The sequence below is a fragment of the Vreelandella zhuhanensis genome (assembly GCF_009793355.1).
GTDB lineage: Bacteria > Pseudomonadota > Gammaproteobacteria > Pseudomonadales > Halomonadaceae > Vreelandella > Vreelandella zhuhanensis.
Genome location: NZ_WTKP01000006.1, coordinates 25,045 through 51,214, shown reverse-complemented (window position 1 = coordinate 51,214; position 26,170 = coordinate 25,045). Strand labels below are relative to the sequence as shown.

At 58.3% G+C, this 26,170-nt stretch carries 22 protein-coding genes; 5 read left to right on the top strand and 17 right to left on the bottom strand.

The annotated features are described in order from the left end of the window. Positions 1–6: 6 nt before the first annotated feature. From GPM19_RS09610 to GPM19_RS09600, 3 genes are all read right to left on the bottom strand, one after another. Positions 7–1,311 (bottom strand): TRAP transporter large permease, encoded by a 1,305-nt coding sequence (locus GPM19_RS09610; protein WP_160418827.1) that lies wholly within the window; start codon positions 1,309–1,311, stop codon positions 7–9. Positions 1,312–1,341: 30 nt separating this feature from the next. After that, positions 1,342–1,905: a TRAP transporter small permease gene (locus GPM19_RS09605; protein WP_160418826.1), complete on the bottom strand. Its 564-nt coding sequence runs from the start codon at positions 1,903–1,905 to the stop codon at positions 1,342–1,344. Between the two features lie 77 nt (positions 1,906–1,982). Then, positions 1,983–2,972, bottom strand: a complete 990-nt coding sequence (locus GPM19_RS09600; protein ID WP_160418979.1) for a TRAP transporter substrate-binding protein — start codon at positions 2,970–2,972, stop codon at positions 1,983–1,985. A 289-nt stretch (positions 2,973–3,261) separates the two neighbouring features. Between GPM19_RS09600 and GPM19_RS09595 the strand changes: the two genes are divergently transcribed. From GPM19_RS09595 to GPM19_RS09585, 3 genes are read left to right on the top strand one after another with little or no spacing between them, the layout of a single operon-like run. After that, positions 3,262–4,014, top strand: coding sequence for a 5-oxoprolinase subunit PxpA (locus tag GPM19_RS09595; protein ID WP_160418825.1), 753 nt, complete (start codon positions 3,262–3,264; stop codon positions 4,012–4,014). A gap of 20 nt (positions 4,015–4,034) precedes the next feature. Continuing rightward, positions 4,035–4,739 (top strand): 5-oxoprolinase subunit PxpB, encoded by a 705-nt coding sequence (gene pxpB / locus GPM19_RS09590; protein ID WP_160418978.1) that lies wholly within the window; start codon positions 4,035–4,037, stop codon positions 4,737–4,739. Next, a complete protein-coding gene (locus tag GPM19_RS09585) occupies positions 4,739–5,674 on the top strand; it encodes a 5-oxoprolinase subunit C family protein (protein WP_160418824.1) in 936 nt (311 codons plus the stop codon). Before pxpB ends, GPM19_RS09585 begins: the two co-directional genes overlap by 1 nt. Here GPM19_RS09585 and GPM19_RS09580 read toward each other — a convergent pair. From GPM19_RS09580 to GPM19_RS09535, 10 genes are all read right to left on the bottom strand, one after another. Then, on the bottom strand, positions 5,661–7,511 hold the full coding sequence (locus tag GPM19_RS09580) for a protein kinase domain-containing protein (RefSeq protein WP_160418823.1): 1,851 nt from the start codon (positions 7,509–7,511) through the stop codon (positions 5,661–5,663). The genes GPM19_RS09585 and GPM19_RS09580 overlap by 14 nt on opposite strands. Positions 7,512–7,517: 6 nt before the next feature. Next, on the bottom strand, positions 7,518–8,816 hold the full coding sequence (locus tag GPM19_RS09575; protein WP_160418822.1) for a 2-oxo acid dehydrogenase subunit E2: 1,299 nt from the start codon (positions 8,814–8,816) through the stop codon (positions 7,518–7,520). A gap of 19 nt (positions 8,817–8,835) precedes the next feature. Beyond that, positions 8,836–9,813 (bottom strand): alpha-ketoacid dehydrogenase subunit beta, encoded by a 978-nt coding sequence (locus GPM19_RS09570; RefSeq protein ID WP_160418821.1) that lies wholly within the window; start codon positions 9,811–9,813, stop codon positions 8,836–8,838. A 1-nt stretch (position 9,814) separates the two neighbouring features. Beyond that, positions 9,815–11,020 (bottom strand): thiamine pyrophosphate-dependent dehydrogenase E1 component subunit alpha, encoded by a 1,206-nt coding sequence (locus tag GPM19_RS09565; protein ID WP_202114777.1) that lies wholly within the window; start codon positions 11,018–11,020, stop codon positions 9,815–9,817. A 161-nt stretch (positions 11,021–11,181) separates the two neighbouring features. Then, positions 11,182–11,940: an ABC transporter permease gene (locus GPM19_RS09560; protein WP_319928112.1), complete on the bottom strand. Its 759-nt coding sequence runs from the start codon at positions 11,938–11,940 to the stop codon at positions 11,182–11,184. Continuing rightward, positions 11,930–12,895: an ABC transporter ATP-binding protein gene (locus GPM19_RS09555; RefSeq protein WP_160418820.1), complete on the bottom strand. Its 966-nt coding sequence runs from the start codon at positions 12,893–12,895 to the stop codon at positions 11,930–11,932. The genes GPM19_RS09560 and GPM19_RS09555 overlap by 11 nt, the downstream gene beginning before the upstream one ends. After that, on the bottom strand, positions 12,892–14,103 hold the full coding sequence (locus GPM19_RS09550) for an ABC transporter permease (RefSeq protein ID WP_160418819.1): 1,212 nt from the start codon (positions 14,101–14,103) through the stop codon (positions 12,892–12,894). The genes GPM19_RS09555 and GPM19_RS09550 overlap by 4 nt, the downstream gene beginning before the upstream one ends. Continuing rightward, complete coding sequence (osmF, locus tag GPM19_RS09545) at positions 14,103–15,014, bottom strand: glycine betaine ABC transporter substrate-binding protein OsmF (protein ID WP_160418818.1); 912 nt, start codon at positions 15,012–15,014, stop codon at positions 14,103–14,105. Before osmF ends, GPM19_RS09550 begins: the two co-directional genes overlap by 1 nt. 123 nt (positions 15,015–15,137) lie before the next feature. After that, a complete protein-coding gene (gene cysS / locus GPM19_RS09540; RefSeq protein WP_160418817.1) occupies positions 15,138–16,565 on the bottom strand; it encodes a cysteine--tRNA ligase in 1,428 nt (475 codons plus the stop codon). 15 nt (positions 16,566–16,580) lie between these two features. Beyond that, a complete protein-coding gene (locus GPM19_RS09535; protein ID WP_160418816.1) occupies positions 16,581–18,260 on the bottom strand; it encodes a glutamine--tRNA ligase/YqeY domain fusion protein in 1,680 nt (559 codons plus the stop codon). A gap of 176 nt (positions 18,261–18,436) precedes the next feature. Between GPM19_RS09535 and GPM19_RS09530 the strand changes: the two genes are divergently transcribed. Continuing rightward, on the top strand, positions 18,437–18,961 hold the full coding sequence (locus tag GPM19_RS09530; protein WP_160418815.1) for a peptidylprolyl isomerase: 525 nt from the start codon (positions 18,437–18,439) through the stop codon (positions 18,959–18,961). A gap of 13 nt (positions 18,962–18,974) precedes the next feature. Further along, the gene (locus GPM19_RS09525; RefSeq protein ID WP_160418814.1) at positions 18,975–19,748 is read left to right on the top strand and encodes a UDP-2,3-diacylglucosamine diphosphatase; all 774 of its coding nucleotides are present in this window, start codon (positions 18,975–18,977) and stop codon (positions 19,746–19,748) included. Between the two features lie 92 nt (positions 19,749–19,840). On the opposite strand, the gene GPM19_RS09520 is transcribed toward GPM19_RS09525, so the two are convergent. From GPM19_RS09520 to clpX, 4 genes are all read right to left on the bottom strand, one after another. After that, complete coding sequence (locus GPM19_RS09520; protein WP_160418813.1) at positions 19,841–21,661, bottom strand: SurA N-terminal domain-containing protein; 1,821 nt, start codon at positions 21,659–21,661, stop codon at positions 19,841–19,843. 119 nt (positions 21,662–21,780) lie between these two features. Then, on the bottom strand, positions 21,781–22,053 hold the full coding sequence (gene hbs / locus GPM19_RS09515) for a non-specific DNA-binding protein Hbs (protein ID WP_114485522.1): 273 nt from the start codon (positions 22,051–22,053) through the stop codon (positions 21,781–21,783). Between the two features lie 233 nt (positions 22,054–22,286). Then, positions 22,287–24,695 carry an endopeptidase La gene (gene lon / locus GPM19_RS09510; protein ID WP_160418812.1) on the bottom strand — a complete coding sequence of 803 codons (2,409 nt, stop codon included), beginning with the start codon at positions 24,693–24,695 and terminating at the stop codon, positions 22,287–22,289. A gap of 124 nt (positions 24,696–24,819) precedes the next feature. Further along, on the bottom strand, positions 24,820–26,100 hold the full coding sequence (gene clpX, locus GPM19_RS09505; protein ID WP_160418811.1) for an ATP-dependent Clp protease ATP-binding subunit ClpX: 1,281 nt from the start codon (positions 26,098–26,100) through the stop codon (positions 24,820–24,822). Positions 26,101–26,170 lie beyond the last annotated feature (70 nt).

Sequence of the window (26,170 nt, the reverse complement as noted above, 5' to 3'; positions counted from 1 at the left end):
ACTCACTTAGCGGTTCATCGCCTGGGGCAGGTACAAGGCAATTTGCGGAAACCAGTGCATCAGGGCGATGGAGAGCAGCATCAGCAGGAAGAATGGCAGCGTGGCGCGGGTAATCGTCAGGATGTCCTTGCCGGTCAGCCCCTGGATCACGAACAGGTTGAAACCTACCGGGGGAGTGATCTGCGACATCTCCACCACCACCACCAGATAGATACCGAACCAGATCAGGTCGAACCCAGCGGCGTCGATCAACGGCATGATGATCGCGGTCACCAGCAGGATCAGCGAGATACCATCCAGAAAGCACCCCATCACCAGCAGCAACAAGGTCAGCGTCACCAGCAGCATGGTCGGTGAAAGCCCCATCTCACCAATGGCACGCGCCAGCTGCATGGGTATCTGGGTGAAGCCCATGGCTGAGGTGAGAAACGACGCCCCGGCGATGATGAAGGCGATCATGCAGGCGGTGCGTATCGCGGCGAATAGAGAGTCACTGAAGATACGTCGGTTGAAACTGCCATTGAATCGCGCGATCACGATCGACAGCACGACCCCGATGGCCGCCGCTTCGGTCGGTGATGCAAGCCCCCCATAGATCGAGCCGATGATGCCGCCGATGAGTACCAGTATCGGCACCAGTGCCCAGGTATTGCGCAGCTTTTCGCCCAGTGGCATGGAGGATTCGTCGTGGCCGGTGAGCCCTTCGCGGTTACCCTTGAGTAGCGCCCAGAGCACCAGATAGCCGATGAACAAGGTAAGGATCAACAACGCCGGGCCGATACCCGCCATGAACAGCCGCGAGATCGACTGCTCGGTGACCACGCCGTAAACGATCAGCATGATCGAAGGGGGAATCAGCAGCCCTAGCGTCGAGGCGCTGGCCAGGGTGCCAATCGCCATGTTGCTGTCGTAGCCACGCCGTTCAAGCTCCGGCAGGGTCATCTTGCCCACGGTGGCGCACGTTGCCGCCGAAGAGCCGCACACCGCGGCGAACATGCCGCTGCCGATGATGTTGGTATGCAACAGCCGCCCCGGCAGCCGATTGAGCCAGGGCGAAAGCCCCCGGAACATGTTGTCGGCCAGCCCCGAACGAAACAGTATCTCGCCCATCCAGATGAACATCGGCAAGGCGGTGAGATCCCAGCCATAGCTTGCCCCCCAGAAGTCCGACGCCAGTATCGGGCCCGCCGCAAAGGGGGTAAAAAAGGTCAGTGCAACCCAGGCAGTGCCGATCAGGGCGAAGGCGATCCACACCCCGCTTCCCAGCAAAAATGCCAAGGTTAAAATAATAGCCACACTCAATATCAGCACAAAAGTCTCTCCGCTAGAACGGGTTGGAACTCAGTCACGCTCAGAATCATCCGCTTCTGTGGGGTCGCGATAGCTCGAAGGATCGGTCAAGGCGATGCGTAGCGTCATGAGGAGTGCTTCAAGCAGTGCCAGGGCCAGCAATGCCACTCCGACGACGAGTACCGTTTGAGGAATCCATAGCGGAATCGATAGAAAGCCCGAGGAGACATCGCCGTAAACCAGGCTTACCCGGGTAAGATCGATCAGCCCGTAGGTCAGCAACACACAGAGAGCCAGGGCAATCACCAGGCAAAGCACCTCGAACCATGCCCGCACTGCCGAGGGCAAGCGCGTGATGACCAGGGTCATGCGAATATGTGCCTGATGCACGAAGGTATAGGCAAGCGCCAGGAAGGTAGCGCCCACCAGCAGATAGCCGGCGATTTCAGAGACACCGGTAATGCTCATCCCCAGACGATCCATGCCCACCATGGTCAGTAGCGCGTCGACTACCCGGAAGATGACCTGGATCGCTATCAGCGCGCAGATCATGATCATGCAGGCAGCGGCGCCCCATGCTCCCCACTGATAGAGCTTGTTGAATTTGAACGTCATGAAATTGTCTCGCGAAACGCTGAAACGAGGTGCGGCGGATACCTCCACCGCACCGGCATCTTGTCAGTGGCTATTGCTTAGTTGGCATCACGCTGTTCACGGTAGTCTTCAAGCACTTCCAGAGTGGCCTCGTCGGCACGCTCCTGCCAGCTTTCAAACAACGTATCCCCGGCTTCCTGAAGCGCTGCAGCCACGTCTTCGTTGGGCTCGGAGACCGTCATGCCGTTTTCCTGCAATGCCTCAAGGCTTTCCTGGTTGTTTTCCTTGCTCATTTCCCAGCCACGCTTTTCGGCTCGCTCGGCAGCCTCCAGCAGCGCCTCCTGGGTTGCCTCGTCCAGACGATCGAAAGCGCGCTGATTGATGAAAACCATGTTCTTGGGCAGCCAGAGATTGGCCTCGGTATAGTGCGAGACATAATCCCAGGCGGTCATCGCATTACCCGTGGAGCTCGAGGTGATCATGGCATCCACCCGGCCGGTGCTGAAGGCCGTGGGGATATCCGACTCTTCGGTCTCGGTAGGAATGCCCCCCAGGTTCTGCACGAAGCGCTGGGTATTGATGTTGGGCGCCCGTACTCTGAGCCCCTCGAACTGTTCTTCGTCGGTCAGCTCGAAATCGGTATATATCCCTTGCGCGGGCCAGGCCACCGCATACAGCGGCATCAGGCCTTCTTCGGCGAACAGCTCGGCGATCATCGGCCGGGTGGCTTCCCACAGCTCGTAAGCCTGGTCGTAGCTACCGGCAACCCCGGGCAGCGTATCGACCTCGAAGATGGGATGTTCGTTGGAGAGGATAGACAGAAATATCTCACCGGCCTGGACGGTGCCGCGGCGTACCGAGGGCTTGATTTCCTCGTGGGAGACCAGCGAGCCGCCACTGTGCACATTGATGCTCAGGTCGCCATCGGTGGCTTCGGCCACGTCTTCGGCGAATTGCTTGTTGTTTTGGGTATGAAAGCTGGCATCGCCATAGGGCGTTGCCATGTTCCATTCGGCGGCCTGGGCGGTGCCTGCGGCAAGCGCACAGGCCAAGGCCAACGTCAGGGGCGAAGCGATGTTCTTATGCATCATGATGTATCCTCTTACTGTTAGAAAAAAATAGTCAGAAACAGATAGCCAGAAACAGATCAAGCCTTTTGCGAACCGGTTCGCGGCTTTCGCATCCTTCCAAGTGTTATGCCCCTTGAACAATAGCGTCAAACATTTTTCCCAACGCTGAAAACATGGCCAGCGGCATCGATGTATGCTATTGCCAAAAACGATAGTTACTTGAGAAATTGGCACTAGCCAGGTCGAATCCATATATTGGGTTTTATAACGAAACCAATTGCTGACCGAACCCACAACAGGAGTCCCCATGACCCTCCCCTTGCTCAATTGCGATATGGGCGAAAGCTTCGGCAACTGGACGCTGGGCATGGATGCCGATGTCATGCCTTACGTCGACTGTGCCAATATCGCCTGCGGTTTTCATGCCTCCGACCCGCATGTGATGCGCCTTACCGTGCTGCTGGCCAATAAGTACGGGGTCAGGATCGGCGCTCACCCGGCCTATGCCGACTTGATGGGCTTCGGCCGTCGCTCGATAAGCCATAGCCCTGAGGAAGCCGAAGACATCGTGCTCTACCAGATAGGCGCCCTGGCCGGCATCTGCCAGGCCGAGGGCACTCGCCTGCATTACGTCAAGCCGCATGGCGCCCTGTACAACGACATGGCTCGCGACCCCGAGTTACTCAAGGGGGTGATGCGCGCGGTGCGGGCCTTTGACCCCGACCTGCCGCTGGTGATGATGGCGACCGCCGACCCGGAACCCAACCGCCAGTTAGCCGCCGAAATGGGCATGACGATATGGTTCGAGACGTTTGCCGATCGCGCCTACGACGGCCAGGGCCACCTGGCCTCGAGACGCCTGCCCAATGCGGTGCACAACGACCAGGCCACCATCGTCGCCCAGGCCATTACGCTGGCCAAGGGCGAGCCCTTGATGGCACTCGATGGCACCCCCCTTCACTTGCCCACCGATACGCTCTGCGTGCATGGCGATAACCCGGAATCGATAGCGGCGGTACGCGCCATTCGCGAAGCGTTCCAAGCCCTGGAGTCTGCGTGAAAGTCCAGCCGCAACTGTCCATGGAAACTGTGCGCCTGGAAACCGTGGCCATGGACAGCCTCATGGCCCGACTTTTCGACAGCATCGACGAGCAGAACATGGCCTGGATCATGGCCGCCGACCAGGCGCTGCGCGAGGCCTTCGCTGAAAGCCTGATCGACCTGGTGCCCTCCTACACCACCTTGCTGGTGCATTACGACTGTCGGCGGTTGAACCACTCCCAGGCTCGCGCTCGTATCCTGGAAGCCCTTGAGCACTTGACCCCCGCCGATACTCAGGCCGGGCAGTTGCACGAAATCCCGGTGTGGTATGACCCGAGCGTCGGCCCCGACCTGCCGCGCGTTGCCAGCCGCGCCGGCGTGCCTATCGAGGAAGTGATCAGACGCCACTGCAACCATGCCTACTGCGTGTTCGCGCTGGGCTTTGCGCCCGGTTACGGCTTCATGGGCCTGGTCGAGCAAGCGCTGGCCACGCCGCGCCTGGATACCCCGCGGCGTAAGGTGGCTGCGGGTAGCGTGGGCATCGCCGAGCGCCAGACGGCGATCTATCCGCTGCTTTCACCCGGTGGCTGGAACATTCTGGGCAGAACCGCCGTGCCGCTTTACGACTATGCGCGCCGCGGCGAGCCGCTGCTGCGCCCGGGCGACAAGGTACGCTTCAAGTCGATCTCGCGTAGCGACTTCGAAGCCCAGGGCGGTGACATTACCCCGCTGGAGGAGCGCTAGTGAACAGCACCACACCCAAGGGAATTAGCGTCGTCAAGGCGGGGCCGCTGGCATTGATTCAGGATGGGGGACGCTTCGGGGTGCGCCATCTAGGCGTGACCCAGGGCGGTGCTGCCGACTGGATCTCGCACCGCTGGGCCAACTGGTTACTCGGCAACCCCCTGGAGAGCGCCGCCCTGGAAATCGTGGTGGGGGGCGGCTTGACCCTTGCGGTGGAGTGCCCGACCCGCCTGGCTCTGGTGGGGGCTGACCTGGATGCCACCCTTGATGATGCCCCGCTTGCCCCGGGCACAAGCTTCACCGTCTCGCCGGGGCAACGCCTGGCATTTCGCCAGCCGCGCGCCGGGCTGCGTGCCTATCTGGCCTTCCCCGGCGGCCTCGATGCGCCCGAAGTGCTCGGCAGCCGTGCCTGCACCACACGCGAGCGCCTGGGTGGCCTGCACGATGACGGCCAGCCGCTCAAGGCCGGTGACCGCCTGACCTGGCAAGGCAAGGCGCCCGGCGAGCGCCGGCTGCCCGAAGCCCTTGCGCCCTGCATGCCCAAGAGCGGTTGTCGGCTGCCCCTGGTTCTGGGGGCACAGGCCGGGCATTTCACCGGTCGTAGCCTATACCAGGCGTTCAACAGTGCCTGGCAGGTGGATAACCGCGCCGACCGCATGGGCGTACGCCTGCTGGGTCCGCCGTTGAACTGCAGATTATCGGGGATGATTTCGGAAGGTATTCCACTGGGTGCCGTTCAGGTGCCCGCCGACGGCCAGCCCATCGTATTGCTCAACGACCGTCAGACCATCGGCGGCTACCCGCGCCTGGGCGCCTTGACCCCGATCGCCTGCGCCACCCTTGCCCAGTGCCTGCCCGGCAGCGAAATTCACCTGCAACCGGTCAGCGCCACCCAAGCATGCGAGACCTACCTGGCATTACTCAACCGCTTTTAGTCGCAAGCTTGCTGTCAGTTGCCACTGCCCGCGGGTCGCGCGGGTAAAAGCGTTCCGGCTGGCGCTCCAGGTGCGTGAAGTAGCGCGTGTCCTTGTAGGGCATCTTCATGAAGCCTGACACCCCCAGCCCTTCGATCTGATCGACGGCCTCCAGAATACTGGTCAGATGCCGGGCAAATGCCTGTTCGCGGCTGGGATCAAGCAAGCGGTAATAACTGTGAATCTTGAGATGGTGGGGTAACGCCTCGAAGATGATCATGCCGGTGTGGTGAATCTCGTTGAGCGCCTTGAGCGCCGTCATGATCGCCTCGGGCAATGTCAAAAGCTCTTCCGGGTCGGGGCCATCCTCGAAATAGCTGTGCTGGCGCGTGCGGTCTTCAAGCTCCGGCACGGCACTCATTTCATAGCGAATCCGCATATCCTCGAGCACGTAAAACGGCTCGGCTGGGTGGGTACGTTCCAGGTGGAGCGTATCACGCGCATTGAACAGACAGCTCTTGAAGATCCCGCGCCGGTGAATGGCGCGCGCCAGATGCACGATATTATTGACCGCGGCCACGAAGGCCGGCTTAAGCTCGGCATCGTGCAGGTTCAGGGACGTATCGATATATACCCCGTCGCGCTCCCAGCGCACGGCAAGCCCGCCCACGACGGGATATTTTCCCAGGCGGCTCACCGCGGCCAGAAAGGCCTTTTCGGTCTCGCCCATGCCCTGCATGAAGTTCTTGTAATAGCGGTCTAGCTGGACGTCGTTGACATCGTTGAGCAGCTCTTGCCCCCCGGCTTCGCGCAGAAAGGCCTTGCGTGAACTGTACACCACGGTATCGATTTCACGCTCGGCGGCATGGCTCCAGATGGGTACCAGCGGTGTCGAAGGCGGTTCCGGCAATTCCACCATCACCAGCCGAGCCAAGCGCGGCATGGCCTGGATAAAATGGTCGCCGGCACGCAAACGCACTGCGGGGTCGGGGTCGAGCATGCCATCCAGGGTACGCGCCAATTCCATCGGCAGCCCCAGCGAGGAGGCCGGGATGGCACGATGGCCGAAGCGACAGGACTGCGCCGAGGCCAGGGCGTAAAGCGTTCCTGCAGCACCCTGTTCATCGAAGCGGGGGGAAGAAAGCGCACCGTTGAGTTGTTCCTCGCCGATGTAATACACATCGCCCAGGCGCGCATTGGTCTGCTGAAGGTTATCCGACATCAGTTCCATGACACTGGCGGTGACGAACTGTTGATTGGCATCGAGCTGCGCAAACACCGAGGAGCCCCAGTCGATCAGGGCAATGTCCTCGCGCTCGGGGTCGAAGACCAGGTTGGAAGGTTTGATATCGCCATGCACGATCGGCTGCGGATTCGAGCCGGCTTCCCGGCGTAATGCGCTCAGAATATCCGCCAGCTGCACGGCAATGCGCATCACCAGGCGTGGGGACAGGCGCCCCTCACGCAAGGAAAACTCTTCGAGATTCAACCCCGGCGCCCGCTGCATGACCAGAATCGACTGGCCCCGCACCCGCTGATAGGCCACCAGCGCCGGCACCCGCGGGTGCTCCACCTGTTCCAGCATGAAGGCTTCTTCTTCCAGGCGTTCCTGAAGATGAGCCGGCAAGGTGACCCGGGTGAATTTGAAGACGTATTCATCCCCGGTGGGGGTGGTGCCTGCAAAGACAAAGCCGTAGGCGCCCTTGCCGATCAGCTGGATGTCCCGATAGCCCAATTGAGCCAGCTGCGTCTGGCATAACGCCACCCAATCCTTGAGTTTGCGCGCGTCATGATGGCTGAGCAGATAAACCGATTGTTCTTCGGGAATATAAAACTGCTGCAAGGACGCCTGAGTCATTTTCTTTTACCGCAATTGCAGCAACATGGTTTCCGGCGCTTCCAGGTAGCCCTTCCAGGCATTACAGAAGCGCGCGATGGTACCGCCGTCGATCAGGCGATGATCGCCTGCCCAGGTTGCGGTCATGATGGCGCGACGCTGCACCTCACCCTTTTCATCAAAGCGCGGCAGCCATTGGGTCTTGCCGATCGCCACGATCGCCGATTCCGGGGCATTGATGATCGGTGACGCATAGGTGCCTCCCAGCGCGCCGATATTGGAAATGCTGATGGTGCCGCCCTTCAGGTCGCGTTGCTCCACGCGCCCTTCGCGCGCAGCGCTGGTCAGGCGTGCCACTTCACGGGCGATGTCCAGCACGGACAACGTCTCGACCTGCTTGATGTTAGGCACCAGCAACCCCACCTTGCTGTCCACCGCCATGCCCACATTACAGGCACTGTAGTAATGGATTTCATCGGCGGTCGCATTCAGGCGGGCATTGACAATCGGGTGTTCCGCCGCCGCCAAGGCTATCGCTTTCATGAAGAACGGCATCAGGGTCAAGCGTTCACCCAGCGCTTCCATCCTGGGCTTGAGGCGTGCCCTGAGCGCCAGCAAGTCGGTGATATCGAATTCTTCACCGTACTGAAAGTGCGGAATGGTGGTGGCTGATTCGACCATCCGCTTGGCCATCACGGCGCGAATGCCCCGCAATGGCTCCACGCGCACCTCTTCGGAGGTTGCCACGGGGGACGCACTCGCCGCAGTCGCCGCTTCCTGGCCAGGCTGCCCCTGCTCGACAAAATTCAGCACGTCTTCTTTCAATACCCGGCCATCCTTGCCCGAGCCGGGAATCGCTTCAAGATCCAGATTGTGTTCACGCACCAGGCGGCGTACCGCCGGGCTTGCCGGCACACGGCCGAAGGCGCCGCGCCTGAGCTGAGAAGCCTCTTGCGGTGGCTCAGAGGATGGCGCCGGCGTGCGCTCAGGCATTGAGGTGCCCGACGCCGCCGGGGTTTTCTGCTCCTGCTGCTGGGGAGCGGCCGGCGTGGGGGTTGCCTGCGCCTCTTCCTTGCCCTGGCTGCTTTCGTCATCCGCCTGATAACCGAACAAGGGGGCATGAACCTTGGCGATCTCACCCTTGGGCACATAAAGCCTTGTGATGCGCCCGGCTTCCGGGGCGGTTATTTCTACCAGGGCCTTATCGGTCATGATTTCGACCACGGGCTGGTCTTCTTCGATCACATCGCCTTCGGCGACATGCCACTCGACCACTTCACATTCCACAATACCTTCGCCGATATCGGGCAGCATGAAATCGCTCATTGTTTCTCTCCTGTGTGCGTCAAAATTCAACGCTTTGGCGAATCGCTTCAAAAATTTTCAAGTGGTCGGGCATGTACTCTTTTTCCAACGACAATGGAAAAGGCGTATCCAGCCCTGTCACACGAGCAATGGGCGATTCCAGGTACAGGAAACAACGTTCTTGTATCGTCGCCGCAATTTCACCGGCAAAGCCACCGGTAAGCGGTGCTTCATGGGTAATCAGCAAACGACCGGTCTTGAGCACGGACTCCACGACCGTTTCCGTATCCCAAGGCGAGATGCTGCGCAAATCGATCACTTCACAGGAAAAACCCGCCTCTTCAGCCAAAGCGACCGCCTTGTCGATCACTTCCATCTGCGCACCCCAACCCACCAGCGTGATATCCGTGCCTTCCTTGAGGACCTCGGCTTCACCGATAGGCAGCTGGTAATCCTCTTCGGGCACCTCGCCCACCGAGGCGCGATAGAGTCGCTTGGGCTCGAAGAAGATCACCGGGTCGGCATCGCGAATCGCCGCGAGCAGCAGCCCCTTGGCCTGGTAAGGGTTGCGCGGAACGACAATCTTTACCCCCGGGGTATGCGCAAAATAGGCCTCGGGTGACTGGGAGTGGTAAAGCCCCCCATGGATACCACCGCCGTAGGGGGTACGAATCGTCAGGCCACCGACGTTGAACAGATCGCCCGAACGGTAGCGGAACTTGGCGGCTTCGTTGACGATCTGGTCGAACGCCGGAAAGATGTAATCGGCAAACTGAATTTCCGCCACGGGCACCGAGCCCTGGGCGGCGAGGCCGTTGGCAAAGCCGATGATGCCCTGCTCCACCAGTGGCGTATTGAAGCAGCGCGCCCTGCCGTACTTGCCCTGAAGGTTGCTGGTGGCCCGGAAAACGCCACCGAATATGCCGACATCTTCACCGAAGCAGATGACTTTCTCGTCTTCGGCCATGGCAATATCCAGGGCATTGTTGATCGCTTGCAAGAGGTTCATCGTCGGCATGTCATGATTCTCCCTGGTCGATGGTGGAGACACTGACATCCGGATCCAGGGACTGCGCCCCGCGGGGATAAGCATCGGGATACTTGCGAATGTGCGTCTTTAGCTGGTCGAACTGGCGCTGCAAGGCCGGGGTGATTTCGGCATACACATCACTCACCAGGGTATCCAGGGCGGGCGCCGGACGTTTCTGGGCACGCTTCATGGTTTCAAGCACTTCCTGGCGCAGGCTTTCCTGGAGTTGTTTCTCTTCTTCTTCGCTCCACCACGATTGATTCAGCATCCAGTTCTTCATGCGCAGCACCGGGTCTTTTTCACGCCACTCCTCTTCTTCTTTCTTCAGGCGATAGCCGGAGGGGTCATCGGAAGACGAATGCGCTGCCGAGCGGTAGGTCATGGCTTCGATCAGCACCGGCTTGTTGTTTTCCACGGCAATGCGGCGGGCTTTCTGGGTGGCCTGGTACACCGCCAGGATATCGTTGCCGTCGACACGAATCACGTGCATGCGATAACCGAAGGCACGCGGCGCGATACCGTCGGCGGCAAACTGCTCGACCGCCGGCGTGGAAATGGCATAGCCATTATTGCGACAGAAGAAGATGACCGGCACTTCATGCACGGCGGCCATGTTGAGCGCGGCATGAAAATCGCCTTCCGAGGCGGCCCCTTCGCCAAAGAAGGTCAAGGTGCATTGACCGTCACCTGCCAGCTTCTGTCCATAGGCATAACCGGTGGCCTGGGGGATCTGGGTGGCAAGCGGTGAGGAGATGGTCATGTAATGCAGTTTGCGAGAGCCGTAATGCACCGGCATCTGGCGACCCTTGCCATAGTCGAGTTCATTACCGAACAGCTGGTTCATGAATTCATCGAAGCTGAAACCGCGATATACCAGGGCACCTTGTTCACGGTATTGCGCCATGATCATGTCGGCATCATCCAGGGCCGCGGCCGCCCCGATCACCGCGGCTTCCTCGCCGGTACATTGCATATAGAAACTCAGCCGCCCTTGGCGCTGAGCGGCAAGCATGCGCTCGTCAAGGATGCGAGTGGCCAACATGGAACGGTAAATACGCCGCGCCTGGTCACGCTCAAGCTCGGGTGCCTGGGCGCCGGGATAAAGCTGCCCATCGGGCCCCAGCAGGCTGAACGTGGGAATGGAATACTCGTCACCGGTCAAGAATGCCGGTTCATGGGTATACTGGGTTGTCATGGTTGTTATCCTTTTGCCCCTTTTGAGGGCATTGTTGACTGTCATTTACTATTATGCCAGAGGATTACCCCAACATAGGTCAACGCAACAGACTAAACACTAACGCAGCAACATTATTTTTGTCATCAGATTTTATTTTTGTCATGAAACAAACCTTGCATTCAATAAGCCTTCAAGCGGCGTTGCACCTGCTCGAAGGTACTGTCCACACTCAGGGCCAACAAGCCGATCAAGAGCGCGCCCTGCACCACATAGGCGGTATTGCCATTGACGATACCGGCAATAATGGGGTCGCCCAGGTTACTCGCCCCCACCGTTGCCCCCAGCGCCGCCGTTGCGATATTGATGGTCACGGACGTACGAATACCTGCCAGTATCACCGGGGCTGCCATGGGCAACTCTACCTGGCGCAAGATCTGCCCGCTGGTCATTCCCATCGCCTGGGCGGCTTCCTTGATCCCGGCATCCACTTCCTGCAGACCGGTCAGCGTATTGCGCACGATCGGCAATAACCCATACAGCATCAAGGCGACAATGATCGGCAAGGTGCCAAAGCCCAGCACCGGCACCGCCAGCGCCAGCACGGCAACCGGCGGAAACGTCTGGCCTATCGAGGCTAACTGGGACACCAACGGCAGAAAATCCCGGCCCTTGTTGCGGGTCACGGCAATGCCTGCGGCCAAGCCGACCGTAATGGTCACCAGGGCGGCAATGGCCACCACGAACAGATGACGCCCCAGCAGCAGGCTGAAATCGACGCGGCTATAAATCACACTGCGAACATCCGGCTCGAACAAGCGGAAAACGCCTTCCAGCTGAGCCATGCCCGTCACCGCAAGCCCTAGCAGCGACAGCCATACCAGAGGGATGCCCAGTTGCCACGGCGAGCGGGCGTTGTGGGTGGCGGACTTAGTGCTCACGTTGATGCCCTTGATCCGCCTTGGACTCACGGATCAGCTTGCGCATCGAAAGCTCTCCCACCGGCCTCTCATGAGGGTCGACCACCGTCAGGCGTTCGGTATGATCCCGCAGCATGACGGATAACGCCTGGCGCAATGTCATGCTGCCGGGAACGCGGGACTCGGCGGGCAAGGTCGAACCGAGCGGCAGCATATGATCCGCCACCCGGGCCAGCCCTGCCTGCTTCAAGCCTCGCTCGACCCCCCCCAGCATGGATTCGACGAACTTGTCCGCCGGCTTGTGCAATAACTCCAGCGGCGTTCCTTGTTGCACCACCCGTCCGGCACGCATGACCACCAGATGATTGGCCAGCTGCAGGGCTTCATCGATGTCATGGGTGACGAACACGATGGTTTTATGCAGGCGCGCTTGCAGGGCGCGCAGCTCTTCCTGGAGTTTTTCCCGGGTGATGGGGTCAAGCGCCCCGAACGGCTCATCCATCAGCAGAATATCGGGGTCCGCTGCCAGGGCGCGGGCCACTCCGACGCGCTGCGCTTGCCCTCCCGAGAGTTGATGCGGGAACTTATGCGCAAACTCTTCCTCCGGTAACCCCAGCAGGTCCATGAGCTCCTCGACACGGGCATGCACCTTTGCACTCGGCCATTTCAATAATCGGGGTACCAATCCAATGTTGCGGGCTACCGTCCAGTGCGGGAACAAGCCGGTACTTTGAATGACGTAGCCGATACGCCTGCGCAGCTGGACGGCATCGAAGTCGCGGATTGCCTGTCCATCCAGCGAAATTCTGCCTTCAGTGTGTTCAAGCAACCGGTTGATCATGCGCAAGGTGGTGGACTTGCCACAGCCCGAGGTACCGACCAAGGCGCAGAAATCGCCTTTGGCGATTTTCAGCGAAACATCATCCACGGCCAGCTCATCGCCAAAGCGCTTGGTGACATGGAAAAGTTCAATCATTTCGCCCCTCCCGGGCGCAGGAAATCACTGACAGCGCCCAGCAAGGCATCTGCCACAGAAGCCATCAACAAGATGGGTAACGCACCTAGCAGGACCATGTCCATGGCTGCCTGTCCCAGCCCTTGAAATACGAAGGTGCCAAAGCCACCGGCACCGATCAGCGCCGCCACCGTGGTCAGCCCGATAGCCTGTACGGTGGTGATACGCACCCCTTCAAGCATGACCGGCAACGCCAGCGGCAAGCGCACCTGCAAAAATACCTGCCGCGTGCTCATGCCCATACCGTGAGCGGCATCGATCACCGCCGGGCTGACCTCCTCAAGGGCAATAAAGGTATTGCGCACCATGGGCAACAGGCTATAAGCCACCAGGGCCACCAGGGCGGGGGCCCAGCCAATCCCACTGATGCCCAGGGAGGCGGCTAGCGGCACATTGGCAGCAAGCCAGGCGAGAGGGGCAAGCAGCAGCCCGAACAGCGCCAGGCTGGGAATGGTCTGCAGGAAATTGAGCACAGCGAAGGCCGCTTTTTGGCCCCCGGGGTAGCGGCGCATGAGCAGGGCCAGCCCCATGCCTAGCATCAGGCTGATGCCTACCGCCGTGCCTACCAGTTCAAGGTGTTGACGAAAGGCCGTGAAAAACTGCTCGCTGCGGCTGTGGTATTCGCGCATCAATGCCAGGGGTTCAAGCCACAGACTCAGGCATAGCCACCATAACAGGCCGATGGGTATCAGCAGGCTCCAGCTCCAGATGCGCGCCAATGCCAAGCGTGTGCGAAGCTCGACCAGTGCCAGCAGCAGGACGAAAAGCGTCACCCAGAAACCCGCGCCAATGCCGAGGCGCGCCTGGGGCAAGTCGCTATCCACCAGGCGGTGAATGGCGACCATCAAGGCGAAGGGCATCAAGCCGAGCAGCGCCATGACAATTGCCAGCATCGCCCTGTAGGCGCCCCGGTAATGGCGTTGATCAGCCATGCAACTCAGGCCAATCAGCGCCAGGATCAGCCCCGCCCCGAGCAAGGTGCCCGGCCAACCCAGGGCGCTAAACACAGGGTATCCTGTACCGGAAACGATTCGGTTGGGCGCCACACTGACGATTTCCAGGCCCAGAAAGGCCCCCAGGGCGAGCGTGCTCAATAGCAGGAGCACCCAGTTAGGCGAAAACCAGCAAAGCCGGCCCTTAGCGACCGGCAGGGGGTCTTTCAACGACATTAGCGACTCAGGGTATCGAGATACTCGGTTGCTACCTGGGCGGGAGGCAGGCCATTGACTGCCACGTCGGCATTCAATGACTGCAAGGTTTCAAGGTCGAGCGTTACAAACACTTCTTCCAGGAGGGTTTCGATCTCAGGATAACGCTCCAGGGTGCTTTCGCGGACCACCGGTGCCGGCTGGTAAACCGGCTGGACGCCAAGCGAGTCTTCCAGCACCACCAGATCCAGCGCCTTGAGGCCCCCGTCGGTGCCATAGGTCATCGCAGCATTGACCCCACTGGTCTGTTGGGCCGCCGCACGCATGGTGGCTGCCGTATTGCCTCCGGAAAGCACCAGGAGCTGATCCGGTCCCAATTCAAACCCATAGGCCTGCTGGAATGCCGGCAGCGCCTGCTCCGACTCGACGAATTCGGCACTGGCGGCCAGCTTGAAGTCACCGTCCTCTTCCAGATAGGTCGCCAGATCCTCAAGCGTTTGCAAGTCATGTTCCCGCGCCAGCTCGCCACGTACGCTTATCGCCCAGGTGTTATTGGCGTCGGCGGGTGTCAACCAGACCAGGTCATTTTCCGCGTCTTTCTCACGCACGGTTTCATAGGCTTGGTCGGCATCGTGCCAGATATCGCTGCCGGTCATGTCGAAGAAAAAAGCCCCGTTGCCGGTGTACTCCGGATAGATATCTATTTCTCCCGCCATCAGCGCTCCCCTTACCACGCTGGTGCTCCCCAGCTGCAGCCGATTTTGCGTGGGTATACCGCCTCGCTCCAGGGTCTGCAGAACCAATTGTCCCAGGACGGCGCCTTCGGTATCGATCTTGGAAGATACCGAGACGGGTTCCTCGGCATGGGCGGATCCCACACTCAACGCCGTGATGGCAAGGAGTGAGGTCAATGGCTTGGCGAAAAACAACATGGCAAGTACCACCTTAGGCTGTGAGATGTCATTCGAGTATAAGAGCCGAATGCGTTGATGTCAGACTTCCTGTAGCAAGCAATTCCGTCAAGTAGTTGTGGTTGCTTGTATCAGGCCCTTGTATCAGGCGCTTGTATCAGGTGCTTCTGTATCAGGTGCTTCCACCACCCAGGTGGTGCCTTCGCGAGAATCCTTGAGCACGATGCCCAGGGCTGCGAGCTCATCGCGGATTGCATCTGCCTTGGCAAAATCCTTGGCTTTCTTGGCCTCGGCACGTGCGACGATCCTGGCTTCGATTTCTTTCTCGGGCAGAGAAAGTGCTGCCGATTGGCCTTTGAGAAAGTCTTCCGGCACCTGTTGCAGCAATCCCAGTATTCCTCCCAAGCGCTTGAGCTCGAACGCTAGCACTGGGACGTTTTGCGGGTCTTCCTTTTTGGCACGGTTCAGTTCGCGGGCCAGATCGAACATCACGGAAAGCGCTTCCGGCGTATTGAAGTCGTCGTCCATGGAGGCAACGAAGCGCTCGAAAAAGCGCGGTGGCAAGTCTTGCTCTTCGACCTGGGTATCTTCCAGGACCACGCCTTCAAGGGCGTTGTAGAAACGTTCCAGGGACTTGCGCGCGTCCGACAGCGATTCCGGGGTGTAGTTGATCGGGCTGCGGTAGTGGCTGGCCACCAGCAGGTAGCGCACCACTTCCGGGTCGTGATGCGCCAGCACCTCGCGGATGGTAAAAAAATTACCCAGCGATTTAGACATTTTCTCGTGATTGATCCGCACCGCGCCGGCGTGCATCCAGGTGTGCACGTAGGGCTTACCGGTGGCGGCTTCGCTCTGCGCTATCTCGTTTTCATGATGCGGAAATGTCAGGTCCGGGCCGCCTCCGTGAATATCGAAGGTATCGCCCAGGCAGCAGGTGGACATCGCCGAGCATTCAATATGCCAGCCGGGACGCCCGTCTCCCCAGGGCGAGGACCAGCTGGCTTCACTCGGCTTGGCCGCTTTCCACAACACAAAATCCAGGGGATCTTCCTTGTGGACGTCCACGTCGACACGGGCCCCCGAACGCATGGCATCCAGATCGCGGTTATTGAGCTTGCCGTAACCTTCGAACTTGCGAACCCGATAATAGACATCACCGTTATCCGCCGCATAGGCAAAACCCTTGGCGATCAAGGTTTCAATCATGGCGATGATGTCATCGATATAGCCGGTGGCGCGTGGCTCTATGTCCGGGGGCAGCACCTTCAGGCGGGCTTCATCTTCATGCATCGCCTCGATCATGCGCTCGGTCAGCGCCGTGATACTTTCCTGGTTATCGCTTGCCCGCTTGAGAATCTTGTCGTCGATATCGGTGATATTGCGCACATAGGTCACTTCAAAGCCACGTTCACGCAAGTAACGCGAGATGACATCGAACGCCACCATGACCCGGGCATGGCCCAGGTGACAGTAGTCGTAAACGGTCATGCCGCACACATACATGCGCACCTTACCCGGTTCGATGGGCGTGAAGGGTTCCTTGCGGCGCGTCAACGTATTGTAAATCTGCATACTGCGTTACCCCTCTCAGCCCTTCTTCTTGATCTTGGCCCAGCTATCCTTGAGACCCACCGTCCGGTTGAACACTAACTTGCCATTGACGCAGTCGTGGCGATCGGCGCAAAAGTAGCCTACCCGCTCGAACTGGAAACGCGCTTCGGGCAACGCCTCGGCCAAGCTCGGCTCACCGATGGCCTGACAGACCCTCAGGGAGTCCGGGTTGAGGTGCTCCAGAAAATCCGCGTCCTTGTCACGATCGGGCTGTTCCACCATGAACAGGTTGTCGTACAGGCGCACTTCCAGGGGCACACCATGCTTGGCGCTGACCCAATGAATCACCCCTTTGACCTTGCGCCCTTCCGGGTTCTTGCCCAGGGTGTCGAAATCCACCGAGCAATGCAGTTCCTGGATCTCGCCGGCGTCGTCCTTGATTACCTCATCGCAGCGAATCACATAGCTGTTACGCAGACGGACTTCCTTGCCAGGCGCCAGGCGGAAGAATTTCTTGGGCGGCTCTTCCATGAAATCATCAGCGTCGATCCAGAGTTCCCGATTGAACGGCACTTGTCGTACCGCCATGTCTTCGCGAGCGGGATGCCCCGGCACTTCATAGACGTCTTCGTGGTCTTCCGCGACGTTGGTCAAGACCACCTTCAAGGGCTTGAGCACGCACATGGCGCGCTGGGCGTTATCTTCAAGGTCCGAGCGAATCGCATGAGTCAGCATGGCGATATCCACCAGGCCGCCATCGGCACGGGTCACGCCGATCATGTCGCAGAACTTGCGAATCGAGGCGGGGGTGTAGCCTCGGCGACGCATGCCCGAGATCGTCGGCAGGCGCGGGTCATCCCAGCCATCCACGATGTCTTCATCCACCAGCAGCTTGAGCTTGCGCTTGGAGGTCAGGGTGTAATTCAGGTTGAGCCTGGCAAATTCGATCTGGCGTGGCCGGGCCGGTACCGGCAGGTTATCCAGAAACCATTCGTACAATGGGCGATGGTCTTCAAATTCCAGCGTACATACCGAATGCGTGACGCCCTCCAGCGCATCGGATTGACCATGCGTGAAATCATAGGAGGGATAAATTTTCCAGGCATCACCGGTCTGGTGGTGGTGCGCATGACGCACGCGATAAAGGATGGGGTCGCGCAAATTGATGTTGGGCGCGGCCATATCGATCTTGGCGCGCAACACTTTCCCACCTTCGGCAAATTCTCCCAGGCGCATACGCTCGAGCAAATCGAGGTTTTCCTCGGCACTGCGCTCACGATAAGGGCTCGGCTTGCCCGGTTCGGTCAGGGTGCCGCGATATTCACGAATTTCATCGGGGGAAAGATCGTCCACATAGGCCTTGCCTTCACGGATCAGGTGTTGCGCCCAGGCGTATAACTGATCGAAATAATCGGAGGCAAAGCGCACGTCGCCGGCCCATTGAAAGCCTAGCCATCTTACGTCTTCCTTGATCGCATCGATGTAGGCCTGTTCTTCCTTGGCCGGGTTGGTATCATCAAAACGCAAATGACAGTCACCACCAAACTGCTCGGCCAGGCCGAAATTCAGGCAAATCGACTTGGCATGGCCGATATGCAAGAAGCCGTTGGGCTCCGGCGGAAAACGCGTGACGATCTTGGTGAGCTTACCGGCCTCGATCTCTTCACGTATCTGGTTGCGAATGAAATTCGGCGCAGCGGTGGTTTCGGTGGTCATGGTTATGTCAAAAACCTCATGGCTCGTAGTGAATGGCGTGCCAGTTGTCCGGCTGGACGATATGTCAGGAGTGTTCGACAATGGCGGACTTCGCGGTTCAAGGCAAAACCGCTATTATAACGTGACGCCCCTACACAGCGCCAAGGCGAATGCCTTTATTGAACAGGAATTTATCGATGATCGTACTACAGACTAATTATGGTGATATCACCATCGCCCTCAATCATGAAAAAGCCCCCGTGACGGCCGCCAACTTTGAGCAATATGTGCGCGATGGCTTCTACGACAATACGCTGTTTCATCGTGTCATCGACGGCTTCATGATTCAGGGCGGCGGGTTCGACAAGGACTTCAACCAGAAGCCGACACGCGACCCTATCGAAAACGAAGCCGACAGTGGCCTCAAGAATACCCTGGGAACGGTTGCCATGGCACGCACTCAGGATCCTCACTCCGCCACCGCCCAGTTCTTTATCAACATCAACGATAACAGCTTCCTGGATCACAGTGGCAAGAGTCTACAGGGCTGGGGCTACACGGTGTTCGGCGAAGTTGTCGACGGCATGGATGTGGTTGACAAGATTCGCTCGGTCAAGACGACCCGGCGCGGCATGCATGCGGACGTTCCCGCCGAGGATGTCGTTATCGAGCGCGCTTATGTGAAGGAAGATGATGACAACGGTGCCGGAAAAGCCGAATAACACCGGAGAGTTTATGCGCACCCTGTTCATCTCCGACCTGCACCTTAACACCGATGCTCCCGAGGTCACTCGGGGGTTGCTGCGTTACTTGCAACAGACCGCCTGCGGTGCAAAATCCCTGTTCATCCTGGGAGATCTATTCGACGCCTGGATCGGCGATGACCTTCTTGACCAGGCCGGCATGCCATTGGCCGACATCGCTCATGAAGTGATCCAGGGGTTGCGTGAGCTTACCGATAACGGCACTCGGGTTTTCCTGATGCACGGGAACCGTGATTTCTTGCTGGGCGATCGTTTCATCCAGGCCTGTGGCGCTACCTTGCTTCAGGATCCGGCCTATATGGAGCTACAGGGCACCCCCCTGCTGCTGCGTCACGGGGACAGCTTATGTACCCGGGATGAAGCCTATATGGCATTTCGTGAGCAGGCGCGCAATCCCGCCTGGCAGGCTCAGATACTGGCCTTGCCGCTTGACCAGCGTCTGGCGCTTGCCAAGAGCCTGCGCTTGCAATCGGGTGAAGCCAACGCCGACAAGAGCGAGGCCATCATGGATGTCACCCATCAAGAAGTGGTGGATAGCATGGCGCATTACGGCGTGGCCTGCATGATCCATGGCCATACTCACCGCCCTCAAGTGCATGCCTTGCATGTGGAGGGCATGCCGGCAAAACGCTATGTGCTGGGGGATTGGAGCCGTGAATACGGTTGGGATATTGTGATCGATGATTCTGAAGACACGCATCCCGAACCGCAATTGAGGCAGTTCCCGTTGCAGGAACCCCCTTAATAAGAAGAACGCACTACAAGCAACGGCGTTGAGGAATTCATCCCCAACGCCGTTGCTTTTTTCCGGTGCTCTTTTCCGGGGCTCTTTTCCGCTCAGCGCCGTTCGATGTCGGCTTCCTGACGCAACTCCTCGAGCAAGCCCTGAATCACCCCCTGGGCGCGCAGCTGCTCGGCCATTCGCGCGACAAAGGCTTCCATCTGCGGGTCCACGTCACCGCTGCTTACGCTTTCCAGGGCAATCACGGCGACGCCGTCAGGTGTCTCGACCTGTGCATAGCGAGACTCGCCCTGCTCAGGACGCGCCATACGAAATGCCGCCTGAATCACCGCCTGAGGCACTTGGCTATCGGTCTGGCGACCGACATTTTCAGCTTGCTGCCAATCCAGCGACAAGGATTCCCCCTGACGCAACGCCTCGATGTACTCTTCAGCTTGTTCATGCAGGGCCTGCTGCTGTTTTTCAGCGCTGACAGCCTCCTGCACCTCCGAGCGAACCTCTTCCAAGGGCAACTGGGTGGCATCACGGTGTTCGGCCACACGTAACACCAGGCGCCGATCTTCATCTAATTCGATGACTTCACTGTTATAGCCCTCTTCCAGCACGTCTTTACTGAACGCTTCTTCCATGACGCCGGGTTCAGACAGCACGCCTTGCCCTTCATTGCGCGCCAACCAGTCGCTTTCGTGCAAGGTCAGTCCAAGGTCATCGGCAACGCTTGCCAGATCATCGGCGGCAAAGCTTTCATCGATAAGCCGCTGAACTTTCTGGTTGAACTCATCGCGCACCTGGCGCAAGGCAAGCTCACGATGCAACGTCTCACGCATATCCTCAAACGCTGGCCGCTCAAGCTCCGTCACCTTGAGCAAGTGAAAGGCGCCATCCATCTCCACCACATCGGAGACTTCTCCCACCTCCAGGTCAAACGCAGCTTCATCGAAGGCATCGCCGAAGAAGCCGCGGCTGATAACCCCGAGGTCACCGCCCCTTTCGACAGTGGCCGTATCGTCTGAATACCTGGCCACCACATCGCTGAACGACTCGCCTTCTTCCAGCTCCTCAAGCGCTGTTTCAATCTTTTCACGCGCTTGTTCACGGTTGCGCTCACCATTGAACGTGACCATGACGTGCGAGACGCGACGGTCGGCGTCAGCCGTCTGTTCACGCCAGGCTTGACGCAACTGTTCCTCGCTGATCTCGACATCCTCTGCCATCGCTTCGCGATCAATCAGCACATATTCCAGGCGGACTTGTTCCGGGCGCTGAAAGCGTTGCGCATGCTCCTGATAATACGCCTGAAGCTCCGCTTGACTGACAGAGGGCGTTTCTTCGAGCTGCTCGGGGGTCAGCGTCACATAGCGGAAACTACGCTGCTGACGTTGCAATTCAGCAAGCCGCTCCTGCTCGCTGGGCAAGCTGAACTCACTGAATGCCAACCCTTGCTGGAGTTGCTGACGCTTGATGTCGACCCGTAATTCATCGCGAAACGATAGCGGTGTATAGCCAGCGCTCGACAGTCGATTACGAAACAGCTCCTCGGAAAAGCGACCGCTTTGATCCTGAAATTCGGGCAGGCTGACGATCAGCTGATCCAGCTGCTCGTCTGATACGTATAAGCCGCCTTCTTCAGCATATTGCCTGAGCAAACGTTCGGTAATCAGCTGATTCAACACCTGATTGCGCAGTTCGCGTTCCTGCTCCGGCGGTACCTGCCCCGAACGCAGGGCTCGCTGCACTTCCAGTTCCACCTGCTGACGCATGATCGGCTGGCCGTTCACACTGGCAACCTCTTCAGGGTCACTGCCAAACAAGCCAAACAGGGATTCAACGCCGAAAAGTGCCATGGCAGCCACCACGACACCGATAATGATCTTGGCACCCCAGCTTCTGGAGCGGTCTCGAATACTTTGCAGCATACTAGCCTCGGGCAAACACAGCCAAACGTGACAAACCTGATAACCTCAGGCCAATAAATGACATGGGCGCATCGCTAAAAAGCGATGCGCCCATGAAAGTCATGACGACAGGTACGCAATTAGTTGACGGCGTCTTTCAACGCCTTGCCGGCCTTGAAGCTTGGCACCTTGGCCGCGCTGATTTCAATCGGCTGTCCGGTTTGCGGATTGCGGCCGGTACGTGCTGCCCGCTCCTTGATGGTGAAAGTACCAAAGCCTACCAGGGAAACACTATCGCCTTTCTTGAGGCTATCGGTGACGGACTCCACCATGGCATCCAATGCGCGGGTTGCTGCTGCTTTGGGTATATCGGCAGATGCAGCAATGGCTTCAATCAGCTCGGACTTGTTCACACTTCACCCCTTGACTGTTTCAAAAAATGGCTCTGAACGGCATGACAATCGGACGACTTGGCGATCACAGCATAGCTGCATTTTATAGCAATGCGGTGAAACCTCTGTCAAGAAAACATGCCGTGGAATGCCCGCCACACAAGGCTTTGGGCACTTATATCTCGATCATTCACACGAAGAACTTTAACTAAAGAACTCTTGAAAAAAGCACTAAAGAGCTCTTGAAAAAAGCGCTAATGAGTGCTCGCAACTGCTTTAGAAGAAAACACTTCCTCAGTACTGGAAGCTGCATGGTTGTCCATGTTTTTTTCAACTAACGCAACCGCCAGAACATCGTCGACCCAGCGTACCGGACGAATATCCAATGCTTCCTTGATATTCTCGGGTATTTCCTTGAGATCGCGACGGTTTTCCTCTGGAATCAAGACCGTCTTTATACCACCGCGACGCGCCGCCAGCAATTTCTCCTTGAGTCCACCGATCGGTAACACTTCCCCTCTCAGATTGACTTCACCGGTCATGGCCACGTCACAGCGCACCGGACGGTTGGTGTAGGCTGACACCATGGCCGTCACCATGGCCACACCGGCACTCGGTCCATCCTTGGGTGTCGCGCCTTCCGGCACGTGGATATGCAGGTCTTCATGCTCGAAGCGCTCCGGATCAATCCCGTAGCTCAAGGCTCTGGCACGCATCACTGTCTGGGCAGCACTGACCGACTCCTTCATCACATCGCCCAAGGAACCGGTCTTGTTGAGGCGCCCCTTGCCAGGCGTCACCACCGACTCGATATACAGGAGCTCGCCCCCCACAGAGGTCCAGGCGAGCCCCGTCACGCGGCCTACCTGATCCTCCTGATCCGCCAAGCCGTAGCTGTAGCGGCGCACACCGGCATACGCTTCTATCTGCTCTGCGCCCAGCACTTGAGGGGACAGGTCACCCTTGTCACGCTCACGTTCGAGACGTTCACGCAGCACCTTACGGCAAACCTTGGCAATCTGGCGCTCCAGCTCGCGCACCCCGGCTTCACGCGAATAATATCGAATCAGCTCGAGCAGAGCGCTGTCTTCCAGGCTTAATTCGTCTTTTTTCAGGCCATTGGCTTCAAGCTGCTTGGGCAGCAGATAGCGCTTGGCAATCGCCAGTTTTTCATCCTCGGTATAGCCCGGCAGCCGAATGATCTCCATACGATCCAGCAGCGGACCCGGTATATTCATCGAGTTGGCGGTACAGATGAACAAGGTTTCCGAGAGGTCGTAATCAAGCTCGAGATAATGATCACTAAATTTATCGTTCTGCTCCGGATCGAGCACTTCCAGCAGCGCCGAAGCGGGATCGCCACGGTGATCCATGCCCAGCTTATCCACTTCATCCAACAGGAAGAGCGGATTTTTCACGCTGGCACGGGTCATGCGCTGCATCAGTTTACCCGGAAGCGAGCCGATGTAAGTGCGGCGATGCCCGCGGATTTCCGATTCATCGCGAACGCCGCCCAACGCCAGGCGGACATACTTGCGATTGGTCGCGCGAGCGATGGACTGCCCCAGGGAGGTCTTGCCTACCCCAGGCGGACCCACCAGACACAACACAGGCCCCTTGAGCTTACGCACACGCTTTTGTACCGCCAGGTACTCAAGAATGCGGGCCTTGACCTCATCCAGACCATAGTGGTCTTCATCGAGTATCTTTTGCGCCTTGACCAGATCATGCTTGACGCGCGTGCGTTTTTTCCAAGGCACGGCTACCAGCCAATCCAGATAGGTACGCACCACTGTCGCCTCGGCAGAGTTAGCCGCCATCATCTTGAGCTTGTTGAGCTCCTGGGTGGCCTTTTCCTCGGCGTCCTTGGGCATCCCCGCTTCCTGGATAGCCTGTTCGTACTTCTCAGTCTCATTGGGCACATTGTCCAGCTCACCCATTTCTTTCTGGATGGCCTTCATCTGCTCATTGAGATAGTACTCACGCTGGGTCTTTTCCATCTGCTCTTTCACGCGCGAGCGGATGCGCTTTTCGACTTGAAGCAGGTCGATTTCCGACTCGATAAGCGCCATCAAGTGCTCGATACGATCACGCACCCGATCCATCTCGAGCAGTTCCTGCTTATCGCCGATCTTGAGCGACAGGTGGGCACAGATGGTATCCACCAGGCGGCTTGGATCTTCGATGCCAGCCAATGAATTCAACACTTCATTGGGCACTTTCTTGGATAATTTGACGTATTGCTCGAATTGGTTGAGCAATACGCGCACCAGGGCTTCCTGCTCACGGCTGGTCAGCGGATGACTGTCGCGTGCCATCAGGTGAGCCTGGGTATATCCCTCGGCATTTTCTTCGATATCCAGCACATCGGCACGGAAGCTACCTTCAATCAACACCTTGACAGTGCCATCGGGTAGTTTCAGCAGCTGCATGATGTCGGCAACGGTTCCCATGGCGTACAGGTCCGCATTATCCGGTTCATCTTGCGCTGCTTCGCGCTGAGCGACGAGCAGGACACGCTTGTCGGCTGCCATGGCAGCTTCCAGCGCCTGGATCGATTTTTCACGACCGACAAAAAGCGGCATGACCATTTGCGGGTATACAACCACATCCCGCAACGGCAAAAGGGGCAGACATTGTGTCTGTTCGGCGTTCTGCTGCATCGCAGACGTTCCTCAACAAATCGGATGGGTACTTGAAAATGCTAGCTAACAGCAAGGGGTCGCCTAGGCGACCCCTTGATATGGCACAAGCGGTTAAAGCTAGGCCGAACTGAGTACACCAGCTTCAGCCATCAGTGCCGTCAACCCGCTCTTCTTCCTGCTGCGCATACATCAACAACGGCTCACTTTCCCCTGCAATGACCGAGGCATCGATAACTACCTTGCTGACACCTTCCAGTGAAGGAATTTCATACATGGTGTCCAGCAATACCGATTCGAGGATCGAGCGCAATCCACGAGCTCCCGTCTTGCGCTCCATGGCCTTGATGGCTACGGCACGCAAGGCATCTTCACGAAACTCAAGCGTCACATCTTCCATCTCAAACAACTTGGCATACTGCTTGATCAGGGAGTTCTTGGGCTCCGTCAGAATTTGCACCAGGGCGTCTTCGGTCAACTCCGTCAAGGTCGCAATCACCGGCAGACGTCCGACAAACTCGGGAATCAGGCCAAACTTGACCAAATCATCCGGCTCGACATCGGCCAACAGCTCTCCCACGCCCCGCGAAGATTCCTTGCTCTTAACACTGGCATTGAAACCGATTCCACCTTTCTCAGCGCGATCACGGATGACTTTTTCCAGTCCGGCAAAGGCACCGCCGACAATAAACAGGATTTTACCCGTATGGACCTGGACAAACTCCTGCTGCGGGTGCTTGCGGCCGCCTTGCGGCGGAACGGAGGCGGTCGTGCCTTCGATAAGCTTGAGAAGCGCTTGCTGCACCCCTTCCCCGGATACGTCACGCGTAATGGAGGGGTTGTCCGACTTGCGTGAAATCTTGTCGATTTCGTCGATATAGACGATACCGCGCTCGGCTTTTTCGACGTCGTAGTCACACTTCTGCAACAGCTTCTGAATGATATTTTCGACGTCTTCGCCGACATACCCAGCTTCCGTCAGGGTAGTGGCATCGGCAATGGTAAACGGCACATTCAATAGACGCGCCATTGTTTCCGCCAATAACGTCTTGCCGCTGCCCGTGGGGCCGATCAAGAGAATATTGGATTTACCCAGCTCGACATCAGTTTCCTTGACACCACTGCGTAGCCGTTTGTAGTGATTGTAGACCGCCACGGACAGCACCATCTTGGCGCGATCCTGACCGATCACGTAGTCGTCTAGTGTATGGCGTATCTCGCGAGGAGTAGGCAGACGCTCTTCATCGCTCTCGGCATCGGCTTCGAGAACTTCCTCGCGAATGATGTCATTACACAAGTCGACACACTCATCGCAGATATACACGGACGGGCCTGCAATCAGCTTGCGCACTTCGTTCTGGTTCTTGCCACAGAACGAGCAGTAAAGCAGCTTGCCGCCTTCGTCCTTGCCTTTGCCGTCGGCCATTCGCGTACCTCTGTCACTGCGGTGGCTTGCGCCACCGAAAAAGCTGGTTGGAAAAGCGGAGTTTCCTCAC

Bases quoted from the DNA above. Each gene is read 5' to 3' on its own strand.
- GPM19_RS09550 (WP_160418819.1), bottom strand. From the start codon at position 14,103: ATGTCGTTGAAAGACCCCCTGCCGGTCGCTAAGGGCCGGCTTTGCTGG.
- GPM19_RS09580 (WP_160418823.1), bottom strand. From the start codon at position 7,511: ATGACTCAGGCGTCCTTGCAGCAGTTTTATATTCCCGAAGAACAATCG.
- GPM19_RS09600 (WP_160418979.1), bottom strand. From the start codon at position 2,972: ATGCATAAGAACATCGCTTCGCCCCTGACGTTGGCCTTGGCCTGTGCG.
- GPM19_RS09575 (WP_160418822.1), bottom strand. From the start codon at position 8,816: ATGAGCGATTTCATGCTGCCCGATATCGGCGAAGGTATTGTGGAATGT.
- GPM19_RS09520 (WP_160418813.1), bottom strand. From the start codon at position 21,661: ATGCTGCAAAGTATTCGAGACCGCTCCAGAAGCTGGGGTGCCAAGATC.
- GPM19_RS09565 (WP_202114777.1), bottom strand. From the start codon at position 11,020: ATGACAACCCAGTATACCCATGAACCGGCATTCTTGACCGGTGACGAG.
- GPM19_RS09525 (WP_160418814.1), top strand. From the start codon at position 18,975: ATGCGCACCCTGTTCATCTCCGACCTGCACCTTAACACCGATGCTCCC.
- GPM19_RS09555 (WP_160418820.1), bottom strand. From the start codon at position 12,895: ATGATTGAACTTTTCCATGTCACCAAGCGCTTTGGCGATGAGCTGGCC.
- GPM19_RS09530 (WP_160418815.1), top strand. From the start codon at position 18,437: ATGATCGTACTACAGACTAATTATGGTGATATCACCATCGCCCTCAAT.
- GPM19_RS09595 (WP_160418825.1), top strand. From the start codon at position 3,262: ATGACCCTCCCCTTGCTCAATTGCGATATGGGCGAAAGCTTCGGCAAC.
- clpX (WP_160418811.1), bottom strand. From the start codon at position 26,100: ATGGCCGACGGCAAAGGCAAGGACGAAGGCGGCAAGCTGCTTTACTGC.
- cysS (WP_160418817.1), bottom strand. From the start codon at position 16,565: ATGCAGATTTACAATACGTTGACGCGCCGCAAGGAACCCTTCACGCCC.
- GPM19_RS09535 (WP_160418816.1), bottom strand. From the start codon at position 18,260: ATGACCACCGAAACCACCGCTGCGCCGAATTTCATTCGCAACCAGATA.
- GPM19_RS09570 (WP_160418821.1), bottom strand. From the start codon at position 9,813: ATGCCGACGATGAACCTCTTGCAAGCGATCAACAATGCCCTGGATATT.
- GPM19_RS09605 (WP_160418826.1), bottom strand. From the start codon at position 1,905: ATGACGTTCAAATTCAACAAGCTCTATCAGTGGGGAGCATGGGGCGCC.
- lon (WP_160418812.1), bottom strand. From the start codon at position 24,695: ATGCAGCAGAACGCCGAACAGACACAATGTCTGCCCCTTTTGCCGTTG.
- osmF (WP_160418818.1), bottom strand. From the start codon at position 15,014: ATGTTGTTTTTCGCCAAGCCATTGACCTCACTCCTTGCCATCACGGCG.
- pxpB (WP_160418978.1), top strand. From the start codon at position 4,035: ATGGAAACTGTGCGCCTGGAAACCGTGGCCATGGACAGCCTCATGGCC.